Source organism: Amycolatopsis nivea (assembly GCF_004522235.1).
Classification (GTDB): Bacteria; Actinomycetota; Actinomycetes; order Mycobacteriales; family Pseudonocardiaceae; genus Amycolatopsis; species Amycolatopsis nivea.
In genome coordinates this window covers 1-26,667 of record NZ_SDLT01000065.1, presented here as the reverse complement: position 1 = coordinate 26,667, position 26,667 = coordinate 1, and the positions used below count along the sequence as shown (strand labels likewise).

Annotated in this window: 25 protein-coding genes; 10 read left to right on the top strand and 15 right to left on the bottom strand. The window is 69.7% G+C overall.

Annotated elements, in window-relative coordinates:
- Positions 1 to 69 precede the first annotated feature (69 nt).
- Complete coding sequence (locus EIZ44_RS42050) at positions 70 to 507, bottom strand: hypothetical protein (RefSeq protein WP_238607019.1); 438 nt, start codon at positions 505 to 507, stop codon at positions 70 to 72.
- Positions 508 to 554: 47 nt separating this feature from the next.
- Positions 555 to 1,355: an IclR family transcriptional regulator gene (locus EIZ44_RS42045; RefSeq protein WP_134734366.1), complete on the bottom strand. Its 801-nt coding sequence runs from the start codon at positions 1,353 to 1,355 to the stop codon at positions 555 to 557.
- A 58-nt stretch (positions 1,356 to 1,413) separates the two neighbouring features.
- On the opposite strand from EIZ44_RS42045, the gene EIZ44_RS42040 reads away from it, so the two are divergent.
- From EIZ44_RS42040 to EIZ44_RS42020, 5 genes are all read left to right on the top strand, one after another.
- Entirely contained in the window at positions 1,414 to 2,508 is a 1,095-nt protein-coding gene (locus tag EIZ44_RS42040) for a mandelate racemase/muconate lactonizing enzyme family protein (protein WP_134734365.1), read from the top strand.
- 2 nt (positions 2,509 to 2,510) lie between these two features.
- Positions 2,511 to 3,680, top strand: a complete 1,170-nt coding sequence (locus tag EIZ44_RS42035) for an iron-containing alcohol dehydrogenase family protein (protein ID WP_134734364.1) — start codon at positions 2,511 to 2,513, stop codon at positions 3,678 to 3,680.
- A gap of 190 nt (positions 3,681 to 3,870) precedes the next feature.
- The gene (locus EIZ44_RS42030) at positions 3,871 to 5,568 is read left to right on the top strand and encodes an APC family permease (protein ID WP_134734363.1); all 1,698 of its coding nucleotides are present in this window, start codon (positions 3,871 to 3,873) and stop codon (positions 5,566 to 5,568) included.
- Between the two features lie 292 nt (positions 5,569 to 5,860).
- Entirely contained in the window at positions 5,861 to 6,274 is a 414-nt protein-coding gene (locus tag EIZ44_RS42025; protein WP_037813313.1) for an SRPBCC family protein, read from the top strand.
- Positions 6,271 to 6,699 carry a MarR family winged helix-turn-helix transcriptional regulator gene (locus EIZ44_RS42020; RefSeq protein ID WP_134734362.1) on the top strand — a complete coding sequence of 143 codons (429 nt, stop codon included), beginning with the start codon at positions 6,271 to 6,273 and terminating at the stop codon, positions 6,697 to 6,699. Before EIZ44_RS42025 ends, EIZ44_RS42020 begins: the two co-directional genes overlap by 4 nt.
- A 631-nt stretch (positions 6,700 to 7,330) precedes the next feature.
- On the opposite strand, the gene EIZ44_RS42015 is transcribed toward EIZ44_RS42020, so the two are convergent.
- The 3 genes from EIZ44_RS42015 to EIZ44_RS42005 form a co-directional block, all read right to left on the bottom strand.
- Positions 7,331 to 7,933, bottom strand: a complete 603-nt coding sequence (locus tag EIZ44_RS42015) for an SRPBCC family protein (protein ID WP_134734361.1) — start codon at positions 7,931 to 7,933, stop codon at positions 7,331 to 7,333.
- 116 nt (positions 7,934 to 8,049) lie between these two features.
- Positions 8,050 to 8,397 carry a hypothetical protein gene (locus EIZ44_RS42010; protein WP_134734360.1) on the bottom strand — a complete coding sequence of 116 codons (348 nt, stop codon included), beginning with the start codon at positions 8,395 to 8,397 and terminating at the stop codon, positions 8,050 to 8,052.
- A gap of 33 nt (positions 8,398 to 8,430) precedes the next feature.
- Entirely contained in the window at positions 8,431 to 9,363 is a 933-nt protein-coding gene (locus EIZ44_RS42005; RefSeq protein WP_205673478.1) for a LysR family transcriptional regulator, read from the bottom strand.
- 101 nt (positions 9,364 to 9,464) lie between these two features.
- On the opposite strand from EIZ44_RS42005, the gene EIZ44_RS42000 reads away from it, so the two are divergent.
- Positions 9,465 to 10,346, top strand: a complete 882-nt coding sequence (locus tag EIZ44_RS42000) for an NAD(P)H-binding protein (protein WP_134734358.1) — start codon at positions 9,465 to 9,467, stop codon at positions 10,344 to 10,346.
- Between the two features lie 9 nt (positions 10,347 to 10,355).
- Complete coding sequence (locus EIZ44_RS41995) at positions 10,356 to 10,715, top strand: darcynin family protein (protein ID WP_134734357.1); 360 nt, start codon at positions 10,356 to 10,358, stop codon at positions 10,713 to 10,715.
- 230 nt (positions 10,716 to 10,945) lie between these two features.
- Here the strand turns inward: EIZ44_RS41995 and EIZ44_RS41990 are convergent, their stop codons facing one another.
- From EIZ44_RS41990 to EIZ44_RS41970, 5 genes are all read right to left on the bottom strand, one after another.
- Positions 10,946 to 12,088, bottom strand: a complete 1,143-nt coding sequence (locus EIZ44_RS41990) for a M48 family metalloprotease (protein ID WP_134734356.1) — start codon at positions 12,086 to 12,088, stop codon at positions 10,946 to 10,948.
- Positions 12,089 to 12,461: 373 nt separating this feature from the next.
- Complete coding sequence (locus tag EIZ44_RS41985; protein ID WP_134734355.1) at positions 12,462 to 12,734, bottom strand: DUF3040 domain-containing protein; 273 nt, start codon at positions 12,732 to 12,734, stop codon at positions 12,462 to 12,464.
- Positions 12,728 to 13,048: a DUF3618 domain-containing protein gene (locus tag EIZ44_RS41980; protein WP_043833297.1), complete on the bottom strand. Its 321-nt coding sequence runs from the start codon at positions 13,046 to 13,048 to the stop codon at positions 12,728 to 12,730. The genes EIZ44_RS41985 and EIZ44_RS41980 overlap by 7 nt, the downstream gene beginning before the upstream one ends.
- Entirely contained in the window at positions 13,045 to 13,455 is a 411-nt protein-coding gene (locus EIZ44_RS41975; protein WP_043833299.1) for a phage holin family protein, read from the bottom strand. The genes EIZ44_RS41980 and EIZ44_RS41975 overlap by 4 nt, the downstream gene beginning before the upstream one ends.
- A gap of 54 nt (positions 13,456 to 13,509) precedes the next feature.
- A complete protein-coding gene (locus EIZ44_RS41970) occupies positions 13,510 to 14,067 on the bottom strand; it encodes a hypothetical protein (protein WP_134734354.1) in 558 nt (185 codons plus the stop codon).
- Positions 14,068 to 14,185: 118 nt separating this feature from the next.
- On the opposite strand from EIZ44_RS41970, the gene EIZ44_RS41965 reads away from it, so the two are divergent.
- Positions 14,186 to 14,605 (top strand): CBS domain-containing protein, encoded by a 420-nt coding sequence (locus tag EIZ44_RS41965; RefSeq protein WP_037813288.1) that lies wholly within the window; start codon positions 14,186 to 14,188, stop codon positions 14,603 to 14,605.
- 195 nt (positions 14,606 to 14,800) lie between these two features.
- Positions 14,801 to 15,658, top strand: a complete 858-nt coding sequence (locus EIZ44_RS41960; protein ID WP_043833301.1) for an SDR family oxidoreductase — start codon at positions 14,801 to 14,803, stop codon at positions 15,656 to 15,658.
- A 415-nt stretch (positions 15,659 to 16,073) separates the two neighbouring features.
- Here the strand turns inward: EIZ44_RS41960 and EIZ44_RS41955 are convergent, their stop codons facing one another.
- Genes EIZ44_RS41955 through EIZ44_RS41935 form a run of 5 tightly spaced genes read right to left on the bottom strand, consistent with a single transcriptional unit; the run spans position 16,074 to position 24,135 of the window.
- Positions 16,074 to 19,025: an FAD-binding and (Fe-S)-binding domain-containing protein gene (locus EIZ44_RS41955; protein ID WP_134734353.1), complete on the bottom strand. Its 2,952-nt coding sequence runs from the start codon at positions 19,023 to 19,025 to the stop codon at positions 16,074 to 16,076.
- Complete coding sequence (locus EIZ44_RS41950) at positions 19,022 to 20,134, bottom strand: enolase C-terminal domain-like protein (protein ID WP_134734352.1); 1,113 nt, start codon at positions 20,132 to 20,134, stop codon at positions 19,022 to 19,024. Before EIZ44_RS41950 ends, EIZ44_RS41955 begins: the two co-directional genes overlap by 4 nt.
- Entirely contained in the window at positions 20,131 to 21,924 is a 1,794-nt protein-coding gene (locus EIZ44_RS41945) for a thiamine pyrophosphate-requiring protein (RefSeq protein WP_037813280.1), read from the bottom strand. Before EIZ44_RS41945 ends, EIZ44_RS41950 begins: the two co-directional genes overlap by 4 nt.
- A 53-nt stretch (positions 21,925 to 21,977) precedes the next feature.
- Positions 21,978 to 23,789: a glycoside hydrolase family 15 protein gene (locus tag EIZ44_RS41940; protein WP_134734351.1), complete on the bottom strand. Its 1,812-nt coding sequence runs from the start codon at positions 23,787 to 23,789 to the stop codon at positions 21,978 to 21,980.
- Positions 23,790 to 23,799: 10 nt separating this feature from the next.
- Positions 23,800 to 24,135: a plasmid stabilization protein gene (locus EIZ44_RS41935; RefSeq protein WP_134734350.1), complete on the bottom strand. Its 336-nt coding sequence runs from the start codon at positions 24,133 to 24,135 to the stop codon at positions 23,800 to 23,802.
- A gap of 98 nt (positions 24,136 to 24,233) precedes the next feature.
- Between EIZ44_RS41935 and EIZ44_RS41930 the strand changes: the two genes are divergently transcribed.
- Positions 24,234 to 26,186, top strand: a complete 1,953-nt coding sequence (locus tag EIZ44_RS41930; protein ID WP_134734349.1) for an aconitate hydratase — start codon at positions 24,234 to 24,236, stop codon at positions 26,184 to 26,186.
- Positions 26,187 to 26,667 lie beyond the last annotated feature (481 nt).

The window sequence follows — 26,667 nt, the reverse complement described above, 5'->3', positions numbered from 1 at the left end:
ATCCTGCTAACTCGGTGTCCACGACCCGGGGTGAACCTCACCCCGCTGCAAGAGAGCTGCAAGAGAGACTCAGCTCAACACCCGCACCCCGCGCAGGTAAGCCGTCACCCGGATCCGCAAGCCCCGCAGATCACGCAGTGCCAGCGGCAGGTGGTAAGCCGGTCGGTACCCCACCGAAACCCCCGGCTCTCCGCAAGGTCCGGCGAAGTACACGAAACCGTCGTCGTGGTCGCGGCGGGCGGGGGACCACGGCTGGTCTTGCCAGGCGCGCGCTGCGGCGTGGCTGGCGGTCCAGTAGTTCGGGGCCTTCATCGTCTCGGCGATCGCGGCGGCGAAACCGGCGGCGTCGGCGTCGCTGACTCCCAGTCCGCGGCCTGGCCACAGGCGCGGCAGCACCCGGTCCGCGGTGTGGTCTTCGAGCCACGGCGCGCAGGCGAAGATCGCGTGGGCGCCGTCGACCGAGACTGACCAGCGTTGCATGGCCGCCGTGGGCGGGATTTCGTACATGCGACCACCTGCCGGGAAGAGACGCTTTCGCGCAGCATAAATGACCGTCATCCCGGCGCGCCGAGCACGGCGGAGATCCGGTCGGCGACGCTGCGGGCGAACCGGCCGGCCGCGGGCAGGCGTCCGCCGAGGCGCGATTTCGGGGCGGACACGTTGACTGCCGCGACGATGTCGCCCCGGAAGCCGTACACCGGGGCGGACACGCCGACCAACCCCGGTTCGAACTCCTCGTCCACCGTTTCGTAGCCGCGTTCCCGGATCCCCGCGAGCTTCCCGGCCAGTTGGTCGAGCGTGAGCGGCGGCGGTTCCTCGGCGGTGCCGGGAAGGTCGGGGAGCGGGTGCGTGGCGGCGGCGCCGAAGGTCCGCCACCAGTGTCCGAGGGTTTCCTCGTCCCATTCGCTCAATAACACCCGTCCGGGTGAGGTCGTGAACGGGTCGACGCCGACGCCTTCCCAGCCGAGTCCGCGAAAAGCGTGGGACGCGAGTTCGCTCCGGAGGGTGAACACCTGCCCGGCGCGCAGGACGCACAGATGCGTCGTTTCGTTGAGCCGCGCCACGATCGTGCGCAGAAAAGGCGTGGCGAGGTGCGCGAGATGCGTTTCGGTGGCGTGCGTGGCCAAGGCGAACAGCCGCCAGCCCGGCCGGTACGCGCGGGTGTGCTCGTCGCGCGACACGAGGCCGGCGTCGGCGAGCGTCGCGAGGGCGCGCGAGACCTGGGCTTTGTCCCGTCCGGACAGTTCGGCGACACGGGACACCCCGAGCCCGTCGCGCGCTTCCGGCAGTGCGAGGACTTCGAGCAGGTCGACGTCGCGGACCAGACCCGAACCGTAGGTGCGCTGGTTCGCCATGTTGAGGACTGTGCAACAACGATTGGGCGAGCGTCAATCCGCGGTTACCGTCCGATGCGTGAAGATCGCCGACATCCAGCTGCTGCCCGGGACGCTGCCGCTCGATCCGCCGTTCGACGCCGCGTGGGATCCGGTGCCGCGCACGCGCTTTGACGCGACGGTGGTCAAGGTCGTGACCGACGAGGGCGTGGTCGGCTACGGCTCCGGCGACACGATGGCGGGCTTCGAGCCGTACGCGGAGCTGTTCCTCGGCCAGGATCCGATGGCGATCAGCCGCCACGTGCGGGCGCTGGAGACCATCGCGTTCCACGCCGGGCGCTACTGGCCGCTGGAGATCGCGCTGTGGGACGTCATCGGGAAGGTGCTCGGCGTTCCGGTCGCGACGTTGTTCGGCGGCGCGGCGGACGCGATCCCGGCGTACGCGTCGACCGGGCGGATCCTGCCTGCCGACGAGCGGGCCGAGATGATGACCGGAGTGCGCGACCGCGGGTTCCCGGCGGCGAAGATCCGGCTGGCCGCGGACGATTTCGCGGGCGGGATCCGCACCATGCGAGCGGTCCGGGAGGCGGTCGGACCGGAGATGACGCTGATGGCCGACCTGAACCAGGCGTGGCGGATGCCCGGCGACGTGCGGCCTTCGCTCGACCCGGCGGCGGTCCGGCGCTTCGCCGCGGCGCTGCGCGAAGTGGACGTCTTCTGGCTCGAGGAACCGCTGCCGCTGGACGACCGGCCCGGCCTGCGCGCGGTGCGGGACGCCGGGGTCCGCGTCGCCGGGGGAGAAATGGTCCGGACCTTCAGCGAGCTGCTGGACCTGGTCGAATCCGACGCACTCGACGTATACCAGCCTGACGTCGCGCTCGCTGCCGGAATGCTGCGCGCCCGCACGCTCGCCGAGCTGGTGCTGGCGCGCAACCGGCTCTTCACGCCGCACACCTGGTCCAACGGCCTCGGGCTGGTCGCGAACCTGCACGTGACCGCGGGCGTCGGCGGGGGACCGTACCTCGAATTCCCTTACGACCCGCCGGTGTGGACGCCGGAACGGCGCGACTTCCTGCTTTCCGCCCCGCTGGACATCGACGCGGACGGACTGCTGCACGTGCCGTCCGCGCCCGGGCTGGGCGTCGCGGTCGACGAAGACCGGTTCGGGAGGTAGGCATGCCGGAGATCTCAGCCATCGAAATCGGTCCGTATCCGGCTGCCACGTTCGCCGCTGGTGCCGTTGAAGAGCTGCCGCGATTGATCCGGGCGATCGGCGCGCGGAAGATTGTCCTGGTCAGTGATCGCGGGCTCGTCGCGACTCCGTTGCCCGAGCAGGCAGCCCAGTTGGCATGTCAAGACGGGCTCGCGGTCGAGGTTTTCTCCGAGGTGCACCCGAATCCCACCACCGACGACGTCGACGCGGGCGGTGCTTTCGTGCGCGCCGCCGAGGCGGAAGCGGTGGTTTCGCTGGGCGGCGGGTCTGCTTTGGACGCGGCGAAGGCGATCGCGCTGGCCGCCGTCAACGACCGTCCGGCCGCCGAACTGACCTGGAGCACCGAAGTTTCGGCGGACCTGGTGCCCGCGTTGCCGATCGTGGCGATCCCGACCACGTCTGGCACCGGTTCGGAGTGCAACGACCTCGGCGTCATCACCGATCCCCGGCAGCAGCGCAAGTGCTACCTCGGCGGCCCGGCTTGCCTTGCCCGGTACGCACTTCTCGACCCGGAGCTCACCCTCAGCCTGCCGCCGCGCGCGACCGCGGCCGCCGGGATCGACTGCCTGACCCATGCCGTGGAGTCCTTTCTCTCCGCCCGGCCCAATCCATGGGCGGATGGTCTGGACCTGCAAGCCGTCCGCTTGGTCGCGGAGAACCTGCGCCGCGCGGTCGCAGTCGGCGGAGACCTGGCCGCGCGGGCGAACCTGATGCTCGCCGCGCATACGGCGGGCCAGGCGATGCGGACGACCGGACTCGGCGTGGTGCACGGCATCGGGCACTCGCTCGGCGGCCGGTTCGATCTGCCGCACGGCCAGGCGCTGGCCTTGGTGCTCGCCGAATGCCTGCGGTTCAACCGCGCGGTGCGGGAAGACCGGCTGGCGCGTTTGGCGGAACCGCTGGGCGTCGCCGATGCCCGGAAATCAGTCGGGCACAACGCGGACGCGGCGATCGCGGCGGTCGAACGCCTGGTCGCCGAGGTCGAACTGGCCGGCCGGCTGCGCGAATTCGGCATCGGCGAAGCAGATCTGCCGGACCTGGTGGCCGACACCCTGGCGGACGGGGTGCTGGCGAATACCCCGCGGGAGGCGTCGGCGGCGGACGTGACCGGGATTCTGCGCGCGACCTGGTAGCTCCGCCGCGGGAAACCGGCGATGTCGGACATAACTCGCGAATACCGTTGTGCGGCAACGGCGAACCGAGCAGGATCCCGGCCTGGCGCCGAATGGTGCACAAGGTAACAATTTTATGTCCGCTTATTCTGCGTGCACCGCCGCGGGAGGAGAGTGGAAGCGGACCGCCGACCCGGCAGGAGGCCGCGCCATGGACACAGCCGGAAAGACCGAACAGCCGTCCCCGGCGGTCGTCGCGGGCGACGACAAACGGCTGAAGAAGCACTTCGGCCCGATCGGGCTGCTGTTCACCGCGGTGGGGTCGATCATCGGGTCCGGATGGCTCTTCGGCGCGCTCAACGCCGCGCAGCTCGCCGGGCCCGCGGCGATCGTGTCGTGGGGCATCGGCGCGGTCATGTTCGTGCTGATCGGGATGACGTACGCCGAATTGGGCACGATGTTCCCGCATTCCGGCGGCGTCGCGCGGTTCCCGCACTATTCGTTCGGTTCCTTCGCGAGCTTCTCCATGGGCTGGGTGACGTGGATCGCGGCCGCCGCGGTGTCGCCGATCGAGGTGCTCGCGGTCGTCCAGTACGCCACGAATTATCTGCCCTGGCTGGAAACGCTCGACGCCGACCGCAACGCCGTGCTCACCCCGGCGGGCACCGGGATCTCGATCCTGCTGCTGGCGTTCTTCGTGCTGGTGAATTTCTTCGGCGTACGCTGGTTCGCCCGGATCAACAATGTGCTCGTGTGGTGGAAACTTGCCGTCATCGCGCTGGTGATCGTCGTTTTCCTGGTGACCGCGTTCCATCCCGGGCATTTCACGGACTACGGCGGATTCGCCCCGTACGGGACGCACGGAATCTTCTCCGCGGTCGCGAGCGCGGGCATCGCGTTCTCGTTCTTCGGCTTCCGGCAAGGCGTCGAACTGGCGGGGGAGACGGCGAACCCGAAACGCAACGTGCCGCTCACGCTCATCGGTTCGGTCGTGCTCACCGGAATCCTGTACGTGCTGCTGCAGATCGCGTTCATCGGCGCGGCCCCGTCCGACGCGATCGGCAAACAGGGCTGGGAACACGTCGGCTCGAACTTCACCGCGGGCAGCGACGTCCTGGCCACGTTCGGCCCGCTCGCCGCGATCTCGAGCGTGCTCGGCATCGGCTGGCTGGCCACCCTCCTGTACGCCGACGCGATCATCTCGCCGGGCGACACCGGCCTGATCTACACCGGCGTCACCGCGCGCATCTCGTATGCCATGGGGCGCAACGGAAACGCGCCGTCCGGACTCGCGAAGGTGAACTCCGCCGGCGTGCCGTGGGTCAGCCTGATCCTGGCGTTCGTCATCGGCTGCTTCTTCTTCCTGCCCTTCCCCGGGTGGAACAAACTGGTTTCGTTCGTCACGAACAGCACTGTGCTGTCGTTCGGGTCGGGTCCGCTGGTGCTGCTGGCGATGCGCAGCCAGCTGCCGAGCCGCGAGCGCCCGTTCCGCCTCGGCCGGGGCTTCACGTGGGCGGTCGCGTTCCTGGCGCTGTTCTCCACCAACCTGATCATCTACTGGACCGGGTGGGACACGAACTGGAAACTGTTCGTGGTGATCGCCTTCGGTTATCTTCTGCTCGCGCTGAACCAGGCGTTCGCGAAGAAGTCGCCGAAACTGGACTTCCGGCACGGCTGGTGGGTGCTGGTGTGGTTCGCCGGACTCGCGGTGATCAGCTACCTCGGCACGTATCCGGAGGCTTCGAAGCATGCCGGGAACCTGGGAGTCCTGGACTTTTCGCTGGGTGCGGTGGCGTCGCTGGTGCTGACCGCGGTGGTGATGGCGTTGGCGCTGCGGAGCGCGCTGCCCGGGGAGCGGGTGACGGAGATTCTGGCTGAGCGCCGGGAGGCGGACGAAAGCCCTGCGTGAGGTGCCGCCGCGCTCGTTGAGCGGCACGATGACTGACCATGGCCCCGGTTCGACCGCGGCGCGGCCAAACCCCGATGCTCGCCGTGCGTGCGGGGACTCGGGCTGCTGGCCGCATGACTGTGGCCGGTGACGAGATCGCCTGGGATGCGTTCGAGTAGCCGTACCGGGATCACCGCCTGCTCGCCCGCGCCCAGTGCGACGCGGCCGTGCTTCGCCTGACCGTCGTGTCCGGCTGGTCTTGCCAGATAGCCTGCGCGCAGATAGTCTCTGCGCATACTAACTGGGAGGGCTTATGTGGACCACTGACTACAGCGCGGAGACGTCGGCGAGCCCGGAGGCGGTGTGGGCCGCGTTGCGGGCGTTGCACAGCGGAACGTCGTTGAGCGAGCGCAGTGACCGGTTCGAGTTGCACGGGCCGTTCGAGAAGGGGACCGAGCTGTCGGTCACGCCGCAGGGGCAGGACACGTTCCGTTCGCGCATCACGGAATTGGCCGAAAACGAGGTCTACGAAGACGAAACCCGCTTCGGCGACGTGGTGCTGCGGTTCCGGCACACACTCGCCCCGCTCTCCGGCGGCGGTACGCGCGTGACGCATCGGCTGGAGATCGAAGGCTCGGCGGGGCCAGAGCTGGGACCGCAGATCAGCGAGGACTTTCCGGTCGCCATGAGCGATCTCCTCGGCTATGCGGAGCGGTCCGCGCGATGACGCGGTTCGAGGGGCCGGGGGACAGTCCGGGTTTTCTGCTGTGGCACGTGACTTTGGCGTGGCAGCGACGGATCCGGCAGACGCTCGAACCGCTGGGGCTCACGCACGTGCAGTTCGTGCTGCTCGCGTGCTGCTGGTGGCTGGAAACGCACGGAACGCCGCCGCGGCAACAGGAACTGGCCGCGCAGGCGGGCACCGATGTCAAGATGACGTCCCAGGTGATCGCCCGGCTGGAGGCGGCCGGGCTGGTGACCCGGACGGTCGACTCCGGTGACACCCGCGCGAAACTGGTGCGGCTGACCGGAAAGGGCCGTGATCTGGCCGGTCGCGCGGTGACCGCGGTGGAGCAGGTGGACACGCAGATGTTCGGGACGGACGCCGGGCCGTTGCTGCGGACGCTGCGGTCGGTGCTCGACGCGGAGTGATCGCGGGGGCCGGGGTCGCTGCGTTCGAGAGCGGTCTGCGCTGCGGGTGGTCGTGGGGGCGGGTTTGCGCGGCTGCGGGGTGGATTGGTGGTGCGGCGGACGTCTTTGGGCGGGTCCGCGCGGAGGCGGGGTGGTGCGGCGGAGGTTTGCGCGGAGGCGGGGTGGTGCGGCGGAGGTCCTTGGGCGGACCTGCGCGGAGGCGGGCTGGTGCGGCGGGGACCTTTGGGCGGACCTGCGCGGAGGCGGGCTGGTGCGGCGGGGACCTTTGAGCGGACCTGCGTGGCCGCGGGCGGATTGGCGGTGCGGCGGAGGTCTCTGGGCGGGTCCGCGCGGACGCGGGGTGGTGCGGAGGAGGTCTGGGGGCCGTGTTCGTCGCCGCGGGATCCGTTGCGCTGTTGCGCCGAGGCGCCGGTTTCGCCGGACGGCCCACGCGGCGGCTGGTCGGTTCGGGCGCGGCGGCGGTTGGTTCGGCGGAGTTTTGGTGGCGGGGAGCCGTTGGTGGCCCGGAGGGGCTGGCGGTGGTCGGTGAGGCCGCAGTGGGCGCTGGTTCGGTGGGCTGCTTTCGCGGCCAGTGCCCGGGTCCCGGGTGATCCGGTGGCTGACGAGGCGCAGCGGCGGCCCGGGGCGCGGGTTAGTCGCGACAACCGGTTTCGGCGGCGGTTTTCAGGTCGCTCAGCCAGGTTTCGAGGCCCATGTCGGACGTCGGGTCGGCTTGGGGGCCCGAGTGGCTTTCTTCGGTGCGGACGAGGACGCCGTCGCGGGTGGGGCGGAAGGTCCAAACGTGGACGCCGTCGATGTGGTAGCCGGTGGCGTCTGCCGGGCCGGTCCAACGGAGGCACTTGCCGCGCTGGAGTTGGCGGACGGTGGAGTTGATGACCACTGTGCTCGGCGGAACCGAGGGCACCTGGACGGTCGCTTGGAATCGTGAGTGTTCGCGCAGCGGGCCGGGATCCAGGCGGCGCACGGTCATCGGGGCGGCGGGCTTCTGCCAGGACGTCCAGGCTTCCACGTCGGTGTGGAGGTCCCAGATCCGGTGCAGCGGGGCGTGGACGAGGATTTCGGCGCGGTGGCGGGCTTTCGCGGCGGGGTCGACACCGTGGCCTTGGCAGGTCGGCGCGGCCGGACTAAGAACGGCGGCTTGGGCGGGGGCTGGGGTGAGAACAGCGGCCAGCGGGACGGCGAGCAAGGCTGTGCGGCGAAGGGGGCGCGAGGTTTTCGGGTCGGTGCTGCGCATGGGGCTGCTTCGTGCAGTTAATAGGTTTAACGATAGTGAAAGCCTATAGCGCAGCGTTGGTGAAGGTCAATAGGAAAGGTGAAGGGGTTTAACTGCGACGTGGGGGCAGTTCGGCGTCAGGTGCGGAGGAAGACGTCGTCCAGGGCGAAGGTTGGCTGCAGCTGCACGCGCATCCGGCCGAGGCAGTCTTCGGCGCGGTATTCGACGGCGATGATCGGGCCGGGTTGGTGGATCGTCAGCACGGTCGCTTGTTCGCGGAAGACGTCGACGACGACGTCCGACCCCTGGCGGTACCGGAGGCGGACGCTCCGCTCGACTGGGTCCCAGCTGAGGTGGAGTTCCCCGGTCTCGGATACGGGGATCTTGAGTTCCCGCACGTAGCTGTCGCCCGACGCGTCTTCCCATTGCGGGAGGGTGTCGAAAGCGGAGAGCCATACCTCGTCGTCGGCGACTGCGAACTCCACGCGGGGCAACTTACCGCCAAAACAGCACGGCCCTCACGGGTTCGCGCAAAGCGTCCGCCGCACCGCGGCCCGGAGCCAGCGGTGCGCTCCGTCGGCGGACTGCCGCGGATGCCAAGCCATGCCGATCTCCAACGGCGGCAACGGGACCGGGATGTCGAGAAGCCGCAGGCCGAGCGCGGTCGCGTCGGCGGTGAGCGGCGAGGGCGGTTCGCCGGGGAGCGACGCGGGGATCAGGCACACCACATCGCTGCGGGCGGCGACCGCCATCGCGGCCAGGTGGCTCGGCAGGACGATCGCGACCAGGCGGCGGAGGTTGTGTTCGGCCAGCGCCGCGTCGAGGGGGCCGGCGAACCGGCCGCGGCGGCTGACGGCGACGTGGTCGGCCGCGGCGAGCCGGGCCGGGGTCAACGGTTCCGAAGCCAGGGGGTGATCGGGGCGGACGGCGGCGACCATGCGCAAAGTGAGCAGCTTTTCGACCTGCGTCTCGGGATCGACGTGGTCGATGGAGCCGACCTCAAGGTCCAGGCGGCCGTCGCGGAGGGCTGAACCGGCTTCCAGTTCTTCGGCCCGGACGCGGAGCGAGATGCCGGGGGCTTCCTCGCGGGTGAGACGCAGGAGGCCGACGGCCAGGGCGGCGCCGACCAGGTCCGCGGTTTGGATCGTGAAGGTGGACCGCAGCGTCGCCGGATCCACGACGGCGCCGGGGCTGAGCAGCGCGTTCAGGCTTTGCACCACGGCGGCGGCTTCGTCGCGCAGGGATTGGGCGCGCGGCGTGGGGACCATGGCTTGCCCGGCCCGGACCAGCAACGGGTCTTGCAGGATGCGGCGCAACCGGGCGAGCGTGCGGCTCATCGCGGCCGGCGACGTGTGCAGGCGCGCGGCGGCGCGGGTGACGCTCTGCTCGGTCAGCAGGGCGTCCAAAGCGACCGCGAGGTTGGCGTCGATCGCCGGATTCAGGCTGTTCACCAGGGTAATTCCATTTCAGGCAAGGATTGCGTGCCGAAGTTCCCATTGTGGCATCACGGCGGCGCTCAGCAGGATCGAGGGCGTACCCCACGGAGGTTTTCATGATCGTCATCACTGCCCCTACCGGAAACATCGGCAGCCGCGTGCTGAGCGAACTGGTCGACGCGGGCGAGGATTCGCGGGTGATCGTCCGCGACCCCGCGCGGCTGCCGGACTCGGTGCGCGAGCGCGTCGAGGTCGTCGTCGGTTCGCACGGCGACCCCGAGGCGGTCGACCGGGCTTTCGCGGGCGCGGACGCCGTTTTCTGGGTCGTGCCACCGGATTCCACGCGGGCTCCCACAGAAGGCTGGAGCGGCTTCACCGGCCCGGCGGCGAAAGCGCTTGTCGCGCACGGCGTCGGGCATGTCGTCGGAGTTTCGGCGCTCGGCCGCGGCACCGCGGTCGCCGACCGGGCGGGGCTCGTGACCGCGTCGCTCGCGATGGACGAGCTCATCGCGGGCACCGGCGTCGCGTATCGGGCGCTGGCCAATCCGTCCTTCTTCGAGAATCTGCTGGAGGAAGTCGATTCGATCCGGGAGCAGGGCGTTTACAGCGACGTCCTGGACCCGGACCGCAAGGCTCCGCTCGTCGCCGTCGCGGACATCGCCGCGGTCGCCGTCCGGCTGTTGCGGGACCGGTCCTGGACCGGCTTCGCCGACGTCCCCGTTCTCGGGCCGGAAGACTTGTCTCCCCACGACTTGGCCCGCATCATGACCGAGCAGCTCGGCCGTCCGGTCCGCTACGAGCGCGAGTCGCTGGACGACCTGCGGTCCACGCTCATCGGCTACGGGCTCGACGAAACTTTCGTCCACGGCATCGCGGACATGAAGCACGCCAAGGACAACGGCCTCGACGCCGGTGTCGCGCGCACTGCCGAAACCGCGTCTCCGACCACGTTCGAACAGTGGTGCGCGGAAACCCTCAAACCCGCTTTCGACGCCTAAGGATCCCCAATGTCCCACGAAAATCCGCCGGTGACCGCGTTCCTGCTGGTCAAAACCACGCCGGAATGGCTCGCCCTGACCCCGAAGGAACGGGCGGCCGCGTTCGCCGCCCAGGTCGTCCCGGCGATCGAAACGAAAACCACCGGCGTCCGGTCCCGGTTCTACGACACCGAGTTCTACTCCGCGCGCGTCACCGACGTCTGGGTCTGGGAGGCCGACGACCACCACGCCTACCAGCTCCTGATCGACGCCCTGCGCGAAACTCCGTTCTGGGACCGCTATTTCGAGATCGTCGACCTGCTCGTCGGCACCGAGAACGGCTACGCCCGCACGTACGGCTTCGACCCGCTGGCCACTATCGCCACCTGAACACCGATGCCGGGAACTTAAGGCCCGCGTCGGTCGTGAGGGGAACCCTGAGGGAATCTGATTCCCTCAGGGTTCCCCTCACGTACATTCACCGGGACCACGCAGCCCGTCAGTCCCTGCGCCCCGGGCAGCCACACCGCACCCGCAGCCTCGCCTTGAGTTCCTGGCATCGCACCTGAGCACGCGAACGGGCCCCGTTCCGCGAGAAACGGGGCCCGCTCCGGTGTGGCTCAGTGCGCCGCGGCCAGTGCCGCCGTGGCGGGCGGCATCAGCTTCGGGTATTCCTTCTGGAACTTCTCGATCATCTTCGCGGACGGGATGATCCGGTTCGGGTTGTTCTGGCTCACGGCCTGCTTCTCGCCCCATGCGCCGGCGGCCTTGCGCTGGTCGGGGGTGCCGTGGCTGTGGTAGCAGTCGCCGATGGAGGCGTCGAGGTAGGTGACCTCCTGCTGCGTGCGGGCGTTCCAGGCCTCGCCCTTGGCGTGCGCTCCGAAGTAGCCGCCGTAGGCGTCCGGGCCCATCTCGCCGGATTCGTTGCGCGGGTAGTTCTCGTGCGCGAAGTCGACCTGGTGGCCGTACTCGTGGCCGACGACCGCTTCCACCGACACGTCGTCGAAGCCGAGGTGGTTGACCACGTCGAGCAGGCCGTCGCCGAGCATGATGCGCTTGCCGCCGAGGCTGTCGGCCGGGGCGGAGAACGCGTTCAGGGTCAGCAGCGGGTGGCGGCCGCCCTGCAGCGCCGGAACCTCGTAGAGCACCTTGGTCGCGAGCGCGCCCGCTTCCGCGGCCCGCTTCGGGTCGAGGCCGAGCTTGAACGTCTGCGTCGTGCGGTCCTGGCTGCCCAGGTCGGTGCCCTTCCAGGCGACCAGCTGGATGTTCCAGCTCTCGATGTCCCAGAACCCGCGCAGCTTGTCGATCGTCGCGCCGGCGCGCGGCGTGTACTGCCCGTCGGTGCCGAAGACCTGCGGGGTCTTGTCGCTGGCGACGGCCTGGGTGTAGAGCTGGCCGATCGCGCTCAGCGCGCTGAGCGCCTTGTTCTCGGTCGGGGACAGCGAAGACGCGAGCTTGTTCGCGTACGTCAGCAGCGATCCCTCGGTGCAGCCCGGGATCGGGCCCTGCGCGGCGTGCGCCTGCTGGCCCGGCCGCTTGACCGGCGAGTCGAACAGCGGGTCGACGCCGCGCAGTGCGTTCGCGGGCAGCCCGTTGTAGAGGTCTTCGACGTCCTGGTAAAGCTGCGCGATGTCCTGGTCGACTGACGTCGGCTCGGCCGCCTGCGGCACCGCGGTCGCCGGGACGGCCGTGGCCATCGTCAGCGCCGCGAGGGTGCCCGCCGCGGCGAGCGTTCTGCCGAGAATCCTGGTCCGTTTTCGCATGGGCCCCTCATTCCGGTTTCAAGATCACCAAGTACGCCCAACCCTAAGACGATCTTGGACGCGGAAACCGGGACGAGGGAAAGAACCCCGGGATGGCCCACGCCTTTCGGCGGGTTTTCGCCCTGCGGGCATCGGCCGAAAGTACTATCGGGCAACGGCGGCCGCGGTTCCGGAGAACCGGGTATTCGGGGAAACAGGACAAAATGGGCGTCGCTGCGCAGTGGAATCAGAGCGCTGCGCGAGGAAATGCAGCGAGGCCGAGGAGACCGACGCGGTAGCGGTACGACTGGCGTCAGGCGCGCATGGCGAAAGCATTCGGTAGTCCGCCAACAACGGGAAGCCGGTGCCGTTCGCCGTGCTCAGCGAACGCCGGTCAACGGGAGGATCCGGCTTTCCAGTGCCGCACCGCGAACGGACCGCCCAGGAGCGCGGCGAGCGCGACCACCCCGGCGACGATCATGCCCGGCCGCGAGTCGAACGCCCCGGTCGCGATCATCGCGACGCTGGTGACGATCGCCAGGATCTCCAGCGCGGAACGGCGCCGACGCCCGGATCCGCGGGCCAGCTCGGCGCTGAGCCGCGGATCCGTGGCGGACAAACCGCGTTCGATTTCGTTCAGTGCACGCTGTTCCCGAGCGGTCAGCATGCGTCGCCTTGCTTCCGGTGCGCGTGCCGGCGGCGGATCAGGAAACGAAGCACGAACACGCTGCCGAAAACCGCCGCGAACAGCGGGAGCGGGTTGTTCCGGACCGCTTCCGCGCCCGCGCGGACCTTCTCCGCGGCCGGCGCCGAGACGGTCTTCTCGACCTGTTCGGCGGCCCGGTCGATCGTCGCGTCGACCTTCTCGCCGGCCCGCGTCCGGACGTCCAGCTTGTGGCTCAGCGCGTCCAGCGTCTCGGCCAGTTCCTCGCGGGTGACGTCCCGGTCCGCCCGGGCCTCTTCGACCTTGCGTTCCGTCATGACCGCACTTGCTTCATCGTCTCGACGTCCTCGCGCATCCGCTCGACGGATTCCTCCGGCACCGGCGGAGCGGCGCGGCGCGCTTCCTTGCCGCCGACCAGCGCGGCGAGCCCCGCGACCAGCAGCAGCGCGCCCGCGACGATCAGCGCGGACAGCCAGCCGGGCACGACGAGCGCCAAGGCGAGCACCGCCGCGGCGATCAGGGTCGCGCCGCCGAGGAGCGCCAGCACGCCGGCGAACCCGAAAAGGCCGGCCCCCAAGCCGAGGCGTTTGCCCTTCGTCTGGAGTTCCGCCATGGCCAAGCGGAATTCGTCTTGGACCAGGTGCTTGATCTCCCCGGTCAGGTCCGACACGAGGTCCGCGGTGGACTTCTCGTGCGCGGGCGTCCGGTTCATTTCCTCCAGCACGGCTTCCTCCCTTCCTTTTTCGAGGCGTACCCGGCAGGTGGGCGGCGAAACCGGTCAGCGGGACTCCAGCTGGGCGAGGGTTTCGCGGAGCGCGTCGACGACCCAGTCGTGGCCCAGCGGCAGCGGGCTCGGCACCTGGTCGTCCGGGTCGTCGCGGCTGTGCGCCAGTACCTCGACTTCGACGCCGGACTCGCGCAACGCGGCGATCTCGGCGTCGTGCCGGACCAGCCAGGCTTCGTCGGCGACGGCGGCGTCACCGGGGCTCACCACGCCTTCCGCCGCCGGGTCGACGAGCAGGACGGACCGCAGCGAGCCCGGATGTTCGGCCGCCAGCTGCAGCGCCTCGGCGGCGAGGGGACCGCTCGTGACGAGGTCGCTGTGCCCAGGAGCGGCAAGGGTTTCGGCGGTTTCGCGCCACGCACCCTCGACCGGGATCCGGTACCAGAGGATCTCGTGGTCCTCGGCGAGCGGACGCCAGGTGGCGGGCAGGCCGTCGTGTTTGGCCGCGCCCGCCGGGTCGAGCACGATCAGCCGGGGCGCGCCGGACCGGCCTGCCGCGACCAGCGGCGGGCCCTCCGCGCGGACCGGGTCGGGCGGGAACGGCTCTGGCATGTCGGCTCCTTCCATGCGCTCCGGTTACCCGGGCGGGCGAAGGAGAAACTGCCCGGGAGGCGTAACCGCCGGGAACGCGGGTAGCCGGGGAGTGACCCGGGAGGAAGGAGACGAACCCATGACCACCGCCCGCGATTTGATGACACCGAACGCCGTGTGCGTGCGCGAGTCGGACACCGTGAACGACGCCGCGCAGACGATGGCGCGCGAACAGCTGGGCGCGCTGCCGGTGTGCGGCGAGGACAACCGGCTCAAGGGAATGCTGACCGACCGCGACATCGTGGTGAAGGTGATCGCCGAGGGCAAGGACCCGCGCGCGGTGCACGCCGGCGAGCTGGCGCAGGGAGAAGCGGTGACGATCGGCGCGGACGACGACGTCACCGAGATCTTGCAGACCATGTCGCAGCACCGCGTGCGCCGGCTGCCGGTGATCGACGGCCACGACCTGATCGGCGTCGTCGCCCAGGCGGACGTCGCTCGCGCCATGCCCAATCCGGACACCGGCGTGCTGGTCGAGGCGCTCTCGCACGATTACTGATCGTCCCCGGGTTTGCTGACTGCGCACCGGGGTAGCCGGCGCGCAGCCGCAGCGCGGGCCAGGGGGCGAAAGGCCGCGCAACCGTCGCAGGGGGACGGTTGCGCGGCCGTTCCCGCATTCGACCGGGCCGCGATTGAACGACGGCACAGCGGGTAGCCGGAAAGGAACAGAACCGACTTTCCGGGGAGGACTCCCGTGGCCGACCGCATCCGACCTCCGCAGCAGCAGGACCCGCCGGGCACCACCGCGGAAATGGACCCGCAGCCGCGCGATTCGATGACCGACTACGAGGGCCGCGGCCTGCTGGCCGGCCAGCGCGCGCTGATCACCGGCGGTGATTCCGGAATCGGCCGCGCGGTGGCGATCGCCTTCGCGAAAGAGGGCGCGGACATCGCGATCTCCTATCTCAACGAGCACGAGGACGCCGAGTACACCGCGGACCGGGTGCGCGCGGAGGGCCGGGAATGCCTGCTGCTGCCCGGCGATCTCGCCGAGGCGAAGCAGTGCCGGGACATCGTCGAGCGCACTCTGTCCGAACTGGACGGACTGGACATCCTGGTCAACAACGCGGCGACGCAATGGCCGGTGGACCGTCCCGAGGACCTGACGGAAGAGCAGTGGATGCACACGTTCGACGTGAATCTGCACAGCTACTTCCGGGTGACTGCCGCCGCGTTGCCGCATCTGGGCGACGGCGACGTCATCATCAACACCGGTTCGGTGAACGGCTTGCGCGGCAACAAGAGCCTGATCGATTACTCGGCGACCAAGGGCGCGATTCACGCGTGGACGTACGCGATGGCGCAGGCGTTGGCCGACCGGGGGATCCGGGTGAACTGCGTCGCGCCAGGTCCGGTGTGGACGCCGCTGATCCCGTCGACGTTCCCGCCGGAGAAGGTGGAGAAGTTCGGCTTGCAGGCGCCGATGCAGCGGGCGGCGCATCCGGACGATCTCGCGCCGTCGTATGTGTTCCTCGCGTCGAATCGGCTGTCCTCGTATTACAGCGGCGAGGTGCTGGCTGCCTTGGGCGGCGAAACCGTTCCCGGCGGCTGACCGCGGTTCGGTCCGTGAGCCGCGTGACCCCGGTGAATGTACGTGAGGGGAACCCTGAGGGAATCCGATTCCCTCAGGGTTCCCCTCACGTACATTCACCTTGCCCGGAACTTAAGGCGGCGTTGCAAGGGCGTTCGAGCCGTGTCCGCCCAGGTCGAAGGTCTCGCCTGGCCTGGGACGCGGGACGTGCGGGCCGTGAGGGCCACCCTGAGGGAATCAGAGTTCCTCAGGGTGGCCCTCACGGCCCACACGATACGGGCGAATGAGAATAAACCGGGCATTTCGACGGCGCGGCGTCTCTTGTGGACGGTGAGCGGGACTGAGGCCAAGCCGCTCAAGTTCCTGGCATTGGGAATCAGGTTCCTCAGGGCTCCCCTCACGTACATTCGCCTTGCCCGGCGCGTCCCGTGCGCCGTCAGCGGTCTTTCGAGTCGAGACCGGCGGCCAGCAGTTCGGCGAGATGGATGCCTTCGCGTCCGCCGCTGTCGAGTTCGTGCAGCTGGGTCCGGCAGCTGAACCCGTCCGCCAGCACCGCCGTCCGGCGGTCCGCCTGGCGCACGCGCGGCAGCAGCACCCGTTCCGCGCAGGCCTTGCTGACTTCCAGATGCCCTCGCTCGAACCCGAAGTTCCCGGCGAGGCCGCAGCAGCCCGAATCCAGCCGTTCGACGTCCACTCCGGCCGCCTGCAGCAGTTTCTTGTCCGCGTCCCAGCCCAGCACCGCGTGCTGGTGACAGTGCACTTGGGCGAGTGCGTGCCCCGGGATCTGCGGCGGCCGGTATCCGGGGGAGTGCTCGGTCAGCAGTTCCGCGAGGGTCACGGTCTGGTCCCGCAGCCGCCGGACGTCCTGGTCGCCGGGGAACAGTTCGGCCACGTCGGAGCGGAACACCGCGGTGCAGCTGGGTTCCAGGCCGAGCACCAACCCGCCGTTCCGGAGATGCGGGGCCAGCGTGCGCACGGTGCGCGTGAGAACCCGTTTCGCGACCCCGAGCTGGCCGGTGGAAATCCAGGTCAGGCCGCAGCACACGGACGGCTCCGGCAGTTCCACCCGCCACCCCGCGTCCTCGAGCACTCGCACGGCGGCCTCGGCGACGTGCGGATGGAAGTAGGACGTGAAGGTGTCCGGCCACAACAGCACGGTGCCGCGCGCGCCGGTCCCGGCGGGTTGATGCCGGGCGAACCACCGCGGCAGCGTTTTCGGGGCGAAGCGGGGGATTTCGCGGTTCTCGACCCCGGCGGCCCGCGTCGCGAGGCGGGTTTTGCTCAGCAGGTTCACCAGCCGTGCCGTGCGGGTCTTCCCGACCAGCCGGGCGACCAGCGGCAGCCAGCCCATGCTGAAGTCCGACCGCGGCCGTTTCCACGGGCGGCCTTCGTAATGGTGGGCGAGGAATTCCGCCTTGTAGGTGGCCATGTCCACATCGGCCGGACAGTCCGATTTGCAGCCCTTGCAGGAAAGGCACAGGTCGAGCGCGTCGCGGACCTCGGTGGAGCGCCAGCCGTCGGAGATCGGGCCGTCGTGGTGGCCGTCGAGCATCTCGAACAGCAGCCGCGCCCGGCCGCGCGTGGAGTGTTCCTCCTCGCCGGTGACCTGGTACGACGGGCACATCACGTCGCCGCTTTCCGAAGTGGACTGCCGGCAGCGGCCGACGCCGACGCACCGGTTGGCGGCCTGGGAGAACGAGCCGCCGTCGTGCGGGAAGCGGAAGTAGAGGTCCTGCGGCTCGGCGGGGGACCACGAGCCGCCGAGCCGCAGGTTTTCGTCCAGCGAGTACGGCGCGACGACCTTGCCCGGGTTCATCCGGTCGGTCGGGTCGAAGATCGCCTTGAGCTGGCCGAAAGCGGTGACCAGGTCGTTGCCGAACATGCGCGGCAGCAGTTCGCCGCGGCTCTGCCCGTCGCCGTGCTCGCCGGAGAACGAGCCGCCGAACTCCGCGACGAGGTCGGCGGCGCGTTCCATGAACTTCCGGTAGGTCGCGACGCCGGACGCGGTGTAAAGGTCGAACGGGATCCGCGTGTGCACGCAGCCCTGTCCGAAGTGGCCGTACAGGCTCGGCCCGGTTTCGTCGGCGTAGCCGAATTCCGCGTACAGCGCGTCCAGCCGACGGAGATAGTCGCCGAGTTTCTCCGGCGCTACCGCGGAATCTTCCCAGCCCTCGAAGGTGTCCCGCTCGCCAGGGACGTGCGCGGTCGCGCCTAGCCCGGCTTCGCGGACCTGCCAGAGTTCGGCTTCCTTCGCCGGATCGTCGAGGAAAGCGACCTCGGCACCTTCGATGGAGTCGAGCAGCCCGCGCGCTTGCTTGTCGGCTTCTTCGAGCGTCTGCCCGCCGAACTGGACCATCAGGAACGCCCGGCCGCGCGGCAGTTCTTCGCGGGCTTTTTCGTTGAGGTTCTTCAATCGTTCGTCGTAGAGGAGCCGGTGGTCGACGCCTTCGAGCGCGATCGGTTCGTGCGGCAGGATGTCCGGCACCGCGTCGGCGGCGGTCGCGATGTCCGGGTAGCCGAGCACGACCATCGCGCGCTCCGGCAGCACCGGCACCAGCTTCAGTTCCGCGCGCAGGACCGTGACCAGCGTCGATTCGCTGCCGACGAGCAGTCCGGCGATGTCGAAGCCGTGCTCGGGCAGCAGCGAGTCGAGGTTGTAGCCCGACACCCGGCGCGGGATGTCCGGGAAGCGGCGGCGGATCTCGTCGGCGTATTCGTCGCGCAGCCGGCGCAGCTGCCGGTAGATCGCGGCGCGCCGGTCGCCGTGGTGCTCGATCTCGGCGTACTCGGCGTCGCTGGTTTTGCCGCACCAGAACCGGGTTCCGTCCGCCAGCAGCACTTCCAGGCGCACGATGTTGTCCACGACCTTGCCGGTGCGCTGGGCGGTCGCGCCGCAGGAGTTGTTGCCGATCATGCCGCCGAGGGTGCAGTTCATGTGCGTGGCCGGCTCGGGCCCGTACCGGAGTCCGGTGTCGGCGAGCTGCCGGTTGAGGTCGTCCAGCACGATTCCCGGCTGCACCACGCAGGTGCGGTTCTCCGCGTCGACGGATTCCAGCTCGGAGCAGTACTTCGACCAGTCGAGCACGACGGCGGTGTTCGTGCACTGGCCTGCGAGGCTCGTGCCGCCGCCCCGCGAAAGCACCGGCGCGCCGAACTCCCTCGCGACGGCCAGCGCTTCGACGCCGTCGTCGGGGGAGCGCGGCACGACAACGCCGAGGGGGACCTGGCGGAAATTGGACGCGTCGGTGGAGTAGGCGGCGCGGCTGCCGTCGTCGAAGCGGACCTCGCCCTCGACCCGCTCGCGCAACGCGGCAGCGAGGGCTTCGATGTCGATTTCGGCCGGTTCCGGCACGCGGACCACGGGATTGGGGAGTTCGGCGGTGCTCATCGGCCCTCCTTGACCGCATACTCGGCCGCGGCGTCGGCGTGCAGGCGCAGCCCGTGCCCGGCGGTGGACATCGACGGGGCGACCCGGCCGCCGCTCGGATCGAGGCCGCCGTAGAACAGTTCCCGTTCGATCCGGTCGTGGTCGGCGAACCATTCGATGTGCCGGAAGTTCGGGGTCGCGGCGGCCGCGTGCGCGGACAGATTCGGCGCGCAGTGCGCGGAAACCTCGCGGTTCGCGGCGGCGGCGAGGGCGGCGACGCGCCGCCATTCCGTGTAGCCGCCGCAGCGCGTCACATCGACCTGGAGACAGTCGACCGACGGCAGCATCCGGGCGAAGTACGGCAGGTCGTAGCCGTATTCACCGGCGGCGATGTCCGGTCCGTCGGGCGTGCGCAGCTGCGCGAGCCCGGGCAGATCGTCGCTGGACACCGGCTCCTCGAACCAGGTCACGCCGAACTCCCGCAAGGTATCCGCGATCCGGCGGGCCCGGCCGACCGAATAGCCGCCGTTCGCGTCGACGTACAGCGCGGCGTCGTCCCCGATCGTCTCCCGGGCCAGCCGGACCCGGCCGATGTCGCGGGCGACCGCGGATCCCCAGGACTCGCCGATCTTGATCTTCACACGCGGAATGCGCTGCTCGCGCACCCAGTGGTCCAGCTGCGCGACCAGCTCGTCGTCGTCCTGCGAGGTGAAGCCGCCGCTGCCGTACACGTCGACCTCGTCGTGCACCCGGCCGAGCAGGCGGCTCAGCGGAACGTCGAGCAGCCGCGCGGCCGCGTCCCAGATCGCGATGTCCACAGCGGACAGTGCACAAGAGACCAATCCGGGGCGGCCGAGGTTCCGGATCGCGTGCTGCATCGCGGCCCAGCACGCGGGCGGGTCCAAGACCGGTTTTCCCACGACGGCGGAGGCTAGTTTGCCTTCGATCAGCGGGACGCACGAGAAATCGGCGTACGTCCAGCCGAGACCGTCGGTGCCGCCGGCCCGCACCCTGGCCACGACGAGCGTGGTGGAATCCCAGGAGAGCGTGCCGTCGGCTTCCGGCGAAGGAGTGGGCACCTGGTAGGCGCGCGCGTCGATGCGTTCGATGTGCGGGGCGGCGACGGTCACCGCGACCGTCCGGGCAAGAACTCCTGCAGCTTCGTCTTCGCACCCTGGAACATCAGGTGGAACGCTTCGGGATCGCCCTTGAGCACGGACTCGGTCACCGATTTCATCTGCTCGAACGTCGCGTGCGGCGGAATCGGCGGAACCTCGGCGTCGCAGCGCACGTCCAGCACCGTCGGCCGGTCCGCGGCGAACGCGGTCCGCCAGGCCGACGCGAGATCGCCCGGGTCGTCGACGTTCACGCCTTCGAGGCCGACACTGCGGGCGAACCCGGCGTAGTCGACGTCCGGCAGCGACTGCGATTCCTCGAACTTCGGCGCGCCGCCCATCGCGCGCAGCTCCCACGTGACCTGGTTGAGGTCGTTGTTGTGGAAGACGCAGATAATGCACCGCGGATCGGTCCACAATCCGTGGTAGCGGGCGATGGTGATCAGCTCGGCCATCCCGTTCATCTGCATCGCACCGTCGCCGACGAGCGCGATCGCCGGCCGGTCGGGATGCGCGAACTTCGCGCCGATCGCGTACGGCACGCCGGGGCCCATCGTCGCGAGCGTGCCGGACAGCGTGCTGCGGATGCCTTCGCGGATCCGGAGATTGCGCGCGTACCAGTTGGTCGACGAGCCGGAATCGGCGGTGACCATCGCGTCGCCCGGGATCTGCTTCGACAGCTCGTGCACGATCCGCATCGGGTTGACCGGTTTCGCGTCGACCTCGGCCTGCTGGTCCATGGTGGTCCACCAGTCGCCGACGTTCTTCTCGATTTTCTCGCGCCACGAACGGTTTTCGGTCCGGTTCAGCTTCGGCAGCAGCGCGCGCAGGGTCGCGGCGGCGTCGCCCACGAGGTTGACCTCGGTGGGGTAGCGCATGCCGATGAACCGGCCGTCGATGTCGATCTGCACGGCGCGGGCCTGCCCGTACTCCGGCAGGAACTGGCTGTACGGGAAATTGGACCCGACGATCAGCAGGGTGTCGCAGTCGCGCATCATCTCGTAGCTGGGCCGGGTGCCGAGCAGGCCGATCGCGCCGGTCACGTACGGCAGGTCGTCGGGGAGAACGTCCTTGCCCAGCAACGCTTTCGCCACGCCGGCTCCGGTGAGGTCGGCGACCTGGCGCACCTCGTCGGCCGCGCTGCGAGCGCCTTGCCCGACGAGGATCGCGACCTTTTCCCCGGCGTTGAGCACGTCGGCTGCCTCGCTGATCGCGGGTTCGGGCGGCACCGGATTCGGCCACGCGGTCCCGGGCGGGCTCGACGGCATCTGCTTGAACGCGTGCTGCGGCGGCTCGTACGGCTCTTCCTGCAGATCCGCCGGGATGATCAGCGCGGTCGGCGTGCGCGACGCCTGCGCGACCCGGAACGCGCGGTCGAGCGCGTTGGGCAGCTGCTCGGCGACGTTCACCTCGATGCAGTACTCGTTCGCGACATCCCGGTACAGCGCCTGGAGTTCGACCTCCTGCTGGTAGCTGCCGCCCATCGCGGTGCGCGCGGTCTGCCCGACGATCGCGACGACCGGGACGTGGTCGAGTTTCGCGTCGTAGAGCCCGTTCAGCAGGTGGATCGCGCCGGGCCCGGACGTCGCCATGCACACGCCGACGGCCCCGCTGAACTTCGCGTAGCCGACCGCGGAGAAGGCGGCCATTTCCTCGTGCCGGGCTTGGACGAAGCGCGGCTGGTTGTCTGCCTTGCCGAAGGACGCGACGAGACCGTTGATCCCGTCGCCGGGGTACGCGAACACCTGTTCCACGCCCCAGTCACGCAGCCGCGAAAGCAGGTAGTCGCCGACGGTCTCGGTCATGACAAGTCCTCCCGTGCGTTGAGTCCTCCCCGGCTACCCGGAGGTCGGGGGCGTTACACGTCGTGTCGCAGCCCCTGTTCGTGGCCTGTCGCGTTTGTCGTGGTTTCCGCTCCGTCGAGGTGACGCGCGGTGTTGACGAGCCCGACCATGCTGAACGCCTGCGGCATGTTCCCGAGCTGCTGTCCGGCGCTCATGTCGTATTCCTCGCTCAGCAGCCCGACGTCGTTGCGGACGGCCAGCATTTGCTCGAAAACCTCGACGGCTTCCTCGGTCCGCCCGGTTCCGTGCAACGCGTCGGCGAGCCAGAAACTGCACGGCAGGAAAGCGCCTTCGCCGCCGCTCAAATCGCCGGGACCGGAATCGGCATTCGGGTCGAAACGGTGGACGAAACCGTCCCGCGACAGTTCTTTCCGCACCGCGTCGACGGTTCCGCGCACCCTCGGGTCGCTTCCGGGGAGGAAGCCGACGCGGGGGATGAGCAGCAACGCGGCGTCCAGGCCGTGCGAGCCGTAGAACTGGGTGAAAGTGTTGCGGTCGGTGTCGAAACCCTTCCGGCAGACTTCCTCGTGAATGCGGTCGCGCAGCGCGCGCCAGCGGTCGACCGGTCCGTCGAGATCGTGGCATTCCACTGTCCGGACGGCCCGGTCGACGCCCGCCCACGCCATCACCTTGGAATGCACGAAATGCTGCGGTTCGCCGCGGACTTCCCACAGGCTCCGGTCGGGCTGGTCCCAATGGCCTTCGAGGAAATCGAGCAATCCGCGTTGCAGATCCCATGCCGGATGTATCACGGGAAGTCCGGCTTCGCGGACGAGGTGCAGGCCGTCGAGCGCTTCTCCCCACACGTCGAGCTGGACCTGGCCCGCGGCGGCGTTGCCGATCCGTACCGGGGCGGAACCGGCGTATCCGTCGAGCCAGTCCAATGTGGACTCCGGAACGCGGCGGGAACCGTCGAGTCCGTAAAGGACTTGGAGGTCGGCCGGATCGCCGGCCGCGGCGCGGACGAGCCATTCGCGCCAGGCTTTCGCTTCGTCCGGATAGCCGGTGCCGACGAGCGCTTGCAGGGTGAAGGTGGCGTCGCGCAGCCAGCAGTAGCGGTAGTCCCAGTTGCGTTCGCCGCCGAGCTGTTCCGGCAGCGAGGTCGTCGGCGCGGCGAGAATGCCGCCAGTCGGTTCGTAGGTGAGCGCCTTGAGGGTGATCAGCGCGCGGCGCACCGCGGAGGGCCATCGGCCGTCGTACCGGCAGCGGCCGATCCAGTCCGCCCAGAAGCGTTCGGTGTGCGCCAGCGCTTTCTCGGCGTCAGCCGGATCGGGGCGTTCCTGGTACGAGGCGTGGTAGGTCAGCACGAACGGCACGCGGTCGCCCTCGGCGACGGTGAACTCGGCGAAACCCTCGGTGGACACTTCGACCGGAGTGGTCAGCCGGACCGCGTCGGGGCCAGCGACCGCGTCGAAGCGTCCGTCGACGTGCCGGACCCACGGCCGCACCGACCCGTAGTCGAACCGCGGCCGCAGGCAGGTCCGCATCGGGACCCGGCCGCGCACGCCTTCGACAATGCGGACGAGATCGGCCGCTCCGTCGCGCGGCGGCATGAAGTCGACCACGCGCACGGTGCCGTCGGCGGTTTCCCATTCGCTGGCGAGGACAAGGGAGTCGCCGACGTAACCCCGGCGGGTGGCCGGCCCGCCGTCCGCGGGTCCGAGTTGCCACACCCCCGCGCTTTCGTCGTGCAGCAGCGCGGCGAAGCACGCGGGGGAGTCGAAGCGCGGCAGGCACAGCCACTCGACCGCGCCTTCCCGCGACACCAACGCCGCGGTGTGCAGGTCGCCGAGCAGGGCGTAATCTTCGATCGGGCACTGGTTCATCGCGGCGGATTCAGTCCCGGCCGAGCGCCTTCGCCAGTTCCCTCTTGGTCATCGTCGACCGGCCGTGGATATTGCGCTTCTTGGCCTCGTTGTACAGCTGGTCGCGCGTCGGACCGCCGGGGCCGAGCCGTTTGCCGGAACGGTGCCCGCCGCGCTGCTGCGGCGATTTGTCGCGCACCGAGGACCTGCTCGCGCGGTCCGATTCGCCCGACTGCGCCCGGTTCTTGTTCACCGTGCGGGCAGCGATCTCCTTCGCGCGCTTCTTGCTGGCGCCGCGGTCTTCCTGCGACTCCTCGATGTGCTGGTACTGCCGTTCCCGTTTCGAACTCCAAGCCTGCTGCGGCATCCCAGTCTCCTTCCGCCGTTCTTGATCCCCGGATTGCCCGCGCGGCCGGGACGGAAACATCGCGGTTCGCCGCGCCGGAAACGGGTACCCGCTCCCGAGTGGGACGCGAACAGACTCTCGCCGGGCGGCTGCTGGCCGAGCACCTGGTCGCCGGCCGGCTCGAACCAGGGACCGAAATCGGCCTGCGGGTCGATCAGACACTGACCCAGGACGCCACGGGCACGCTCGTGATGCAGGAGCTCGAGGCGCTCGGGCTCGACCGCGCGCGAACCGAGCTGAGCGTCCAGTACGTCGACCACAACCTGCTGCAGGCCGACGAGAAGAACGCCGAGGACCACGCTTACCTGCGTTCGGCCTGCCGCCGGTTCGGGCTGTGGTTCTCCAAACCGGGCAACGGCGTTTCGCACCCGACGCACATGGAGCGGTTCGGCGTGCCCGGCAAGAGCCTCGCCGGGTCCGATTCGCACACCTGTGCGGCAGGCGCGCTGGGCATGCTCGCCGTCGGCGTCGGCGGCCTCGAAGTGGCGCTGGCCATCGCCGGGGAGCCGCTCTACCTGCGGATGCCGGAGATCTGGGGCGTCCGGCTGGAGAACGAGCTGCCGCCGTGGGTGTCGGCGAAGGACGTCGTGCTGGAGATGCTGCGGCGGCACGGCGTGAGCGGCGGACGGCACCGGATCATCGAGTACCACGGCCCGGGGCTGGCCTGCCTGAGCGCGATGGACCGGCACGTGATCGCCAACATGGGCGCCGAGCTGGGCGCGACCGCGTCGGTGTTCCCGGCCGACGAAGCGATCCGCGCGTTCCTGCGGGCGGAGGGGCGCGAACACGACTTCCGCGACCTGCGCGCCGGACGCGACGCCTCCTACGACATCGAAGACGTGATCGATCTGTCCACAGTGGAGCCGTTGGTGGCGAAGCCGTCGTCGCCGGGCAACGTGGTGCCGGTGCGCGAGGTGTCGGGGACGCAGGTGGGGCAGGTCGTGATCGGTTCCTCCGCCAACCCCGGTTTCCGGGACTTCGCGGTCGCCGCGGCCACCGTCCGGGGCAGGCAGACGGCCGATTCGGTGAGCTTCGACGTCAACCCGACCTCGCGGCAGATCCTTGTCGAACTCGCCCGCAGCGGACACCTCACCGACCTCGTCGCGGCCGGGGCCCGCGTGCACCAGGCGGGCTGCCTCGGCTGCATCGGAATGGGCCAGGCGCCCGCGCCCGGCACGAACTCGCTGCGCACCTTCCCGCGGAACTTCCCCGGCCGGTCCGGCACCGCCGACGACTCGGTCTGGCTGTGCTCGCCGGAGACCGCGGCGGTGTCGGCGCTGACCGGCGTGCTGACCGATCCGCGCGACTACGCCACCGCCCACCACCTCGCGTACCCGCGCGTCGCCGGACCAGCCCGTTCGGCAGCCGACCCGCGCGTCTTCGCCGCTCCGCTGCCGGAGGAGGAGGCGCTGCGGGAGGAGCTGGTGAAAGGCCCGAACGTCGCCGGCTTGCCGGACTTCGACCCGCTGCCGGACGAGCTCGAGGGCCCGGTCCTGCTGAAGGCCGGGGACGACGTGTCGACCGACGAAATCTCGCCCGCCGGAGCCCGCGCGCTGCCCTACCGCTCGAATATCCCGAAGCTGGCCGAGTTCACCTTCACCCGGATCGACGAGGACTACCCGAAGCGTGCGGCCGACAGTCCGGCGCACTTCGTGGTCGCGGGGGAGAACTACGGCCAGGGCTCGTCGCGCGAGCACGCCGCGATCACCGCCCGGTACCTGGGTTTGCGCGTGGTGCTGGCCCGGTCGTTCGCCCGGATCCACTGGCAGAACCTGGTCAACTTCGGGGTGCTGCCGCTGGAATTCGCCGAGTCGGAGGACAGCGAGAAGATCGAGCGCGACGACGTGCTGTCGGTGTCCGGGCTGCACCGGCTGGCCGAGACGGGGGAGTTCACGGTGCGGAACCAGACCCGGGACGAGGAGTACCGGGCACGCCACCAGCTGTCGCCGCGGCAGGTGGACGTGCTGCTGGCCGGCGGGCGGATTCCGCAGCTGGCTCGGGCGCTGCACTGAGACGTCGGCCCCGGGGCGCGCGGTTTGAGTGTCGTGAGGGGAACCCCGAGGGAATCAGATTCCCATGCCAGGGACTTAAGCCGGGGGATCTCGGCCCGCGGACGGTCCACACAGGACGCCATCCCCGCCGAAATGCCCGATTAATACCCGTCTGACCGGTTCCATGGGTCTGTGAGGGACCCCTTGAGGGAGCCAGATTCCCTCAAGGGGTCCCTCACAGACCGCACACCGCGCTTCCGCCCGACGGGCCCGTCTGCTGGCAGTCGGCCCGGTCTTCTCGGCTCGGGCGGACGCGCTCCCCATGCACCCGCAGGGTCGCCTTAAGTCCCTGGCAGGGGGCATTTCGGCGAGTCGCGGGTCTCTTGTGGACAGTGAGCCGGGCTCGATCGACGCGGCTTAAGCCTCCGGCTTGGGGACTCCGCGACCAGGGACGCCTTCACGGTCCTAATCAGTTCTGGGAGTGAGCCGTCCGGCACACTCC

Excerpts from the sequence above, each read along its gene's own strand:
- EIZ44_RS41985 (WP_134734355.1), bottom strand. The coding sequence starts at position 12,734 with ATGCTGACCGCTCGGGAACAGCGTGCACTGAACGAAATCGAACGCGGT.
- EIZ44_RS42035 (WP_134734364.1), top strand. The coding sequence starts at position 2,511 with ATGCCGGAGATCTCAGCCATCGAAATCGGTCCGTATCCGGCTGCCACG.
- EIZ44_RS42025 (WP_037813313.1), top strand. The coding sequence starts at position 5,861 with ATGTGGACCACTGACTACAGCGCGGAGACGTCGGCGAGCCCGGAGGCG.
- EIZ44_RS41970 (WP_134734354.1), bottom strand. The coding sequence starts at position 14,067 with ATGCCAGAGCCGTTCCCGCCCGACCCGGTCCGCGCGGAGGGCCCGCCG.
- EIZ44_RS41945 (WP_037813280.1), bottom strand. The coding sequence starts at position 21,924 with ATGACCGAGACCGTCGGCGACTACCTGCTTTCGCGGCTGCGTGACTGG.
- EIZ44_RS42045 (WP_134734366.1), bottom strand. The coding sequence starts at position 1,355 with ATGGCGAACCAGCGCACCTACGGTTCGGGTCTGGTCCGCGACGTCGAC.
- EIZ44_RS42020 (WP_134734362.1), top strand. The coding sequence starts at position 6,271 with ATGACGCGGTTCGAGGGGCCGGGGGACAGTCCGGGTTTTCTGCTGTGG.
- EIZ44_RS41990 (WP_134734356.1), bottom strand. The coding sequence starts at position 12,088 with ATGCGAAAACGGACCAGGATTCTCGGCAGAACGCTCGCCGCGGCGGGC.
- EIZ44_RS42030 (WP_134734363.1), top strand. The coding sequence starts at position 3,871 with ATGGACACAGCCGGAAAGACCGAACAGCCGTCCCCGGCGGTCGTCGCG.
- EIZ44_RS42015 (WP_134734361.1), bottom strand. The coding sequence starts at position 7,933 with ATGCGCAGCACCGACCCGAAAACCTCGCGCCCCCTTCGCCGCACAGCC.
- EIZ44_RS41965 (WP_037813288.1), top strand. The coding sequence starts at position 14,186 with ATGACCACCGCCCGCGATTTGATGACACCGAACGCCGTGTGCGTGCGC.
- EIZ44_RS41995 (WP_134734357.1), top strand. The coding sequence starts at position 10,356 with ATGTCCCACGAAAATCCGCCGGTGACCGCGTTCCTGCTGGTCAAAACC.
- EIZ44_RS41935 (WP_134734350.1), bottom strand. The coding sequence starts at position 24,135 with ATGCCGCAGCAGGCTTGGAGTTCGAAACGGGAACGGCAGTACCAGCAC.
- EIZ44_RS42050 (WP_238607019.1), bottom strand. The coding sequence starts at position 507 with ATGTACGAAATCCCGCCCACGGCGGCCATGCAACGCTGGTCAGTCTCG.
- EIZ44_RS41980 (WP_043833297.1), bottom strand. The coding sequence starts at position 13,048 with ATGACGGAACGCAAGGTCGAAGAGGCCCGGGCGGACCGGGACGTCACC.
- EIZ44_RS41955 (WP_134734353.1), bottom strand. The coding sequence starts at position 19,025 with ATGAGCACCGCCGAACTCCCCAATCCCGTGGTCCGCGTGCCGGAACCG.
- EIZ44_RS42000 (WP_134734358.1), top strand. The coding sequence starts at position 9,465 with ATGATCGTCATCACTGCCCCTACCGGAAACATCGGCAGCCGCGTGCTG.
- EIZ44_RS41940 (WP_134734351.1), bottom strand. The coding sequence starts at position 23,789 with ATGAACCAGTGCCCGATCGAAGATTACGCCCTGCTCGGCGACCTGCAC.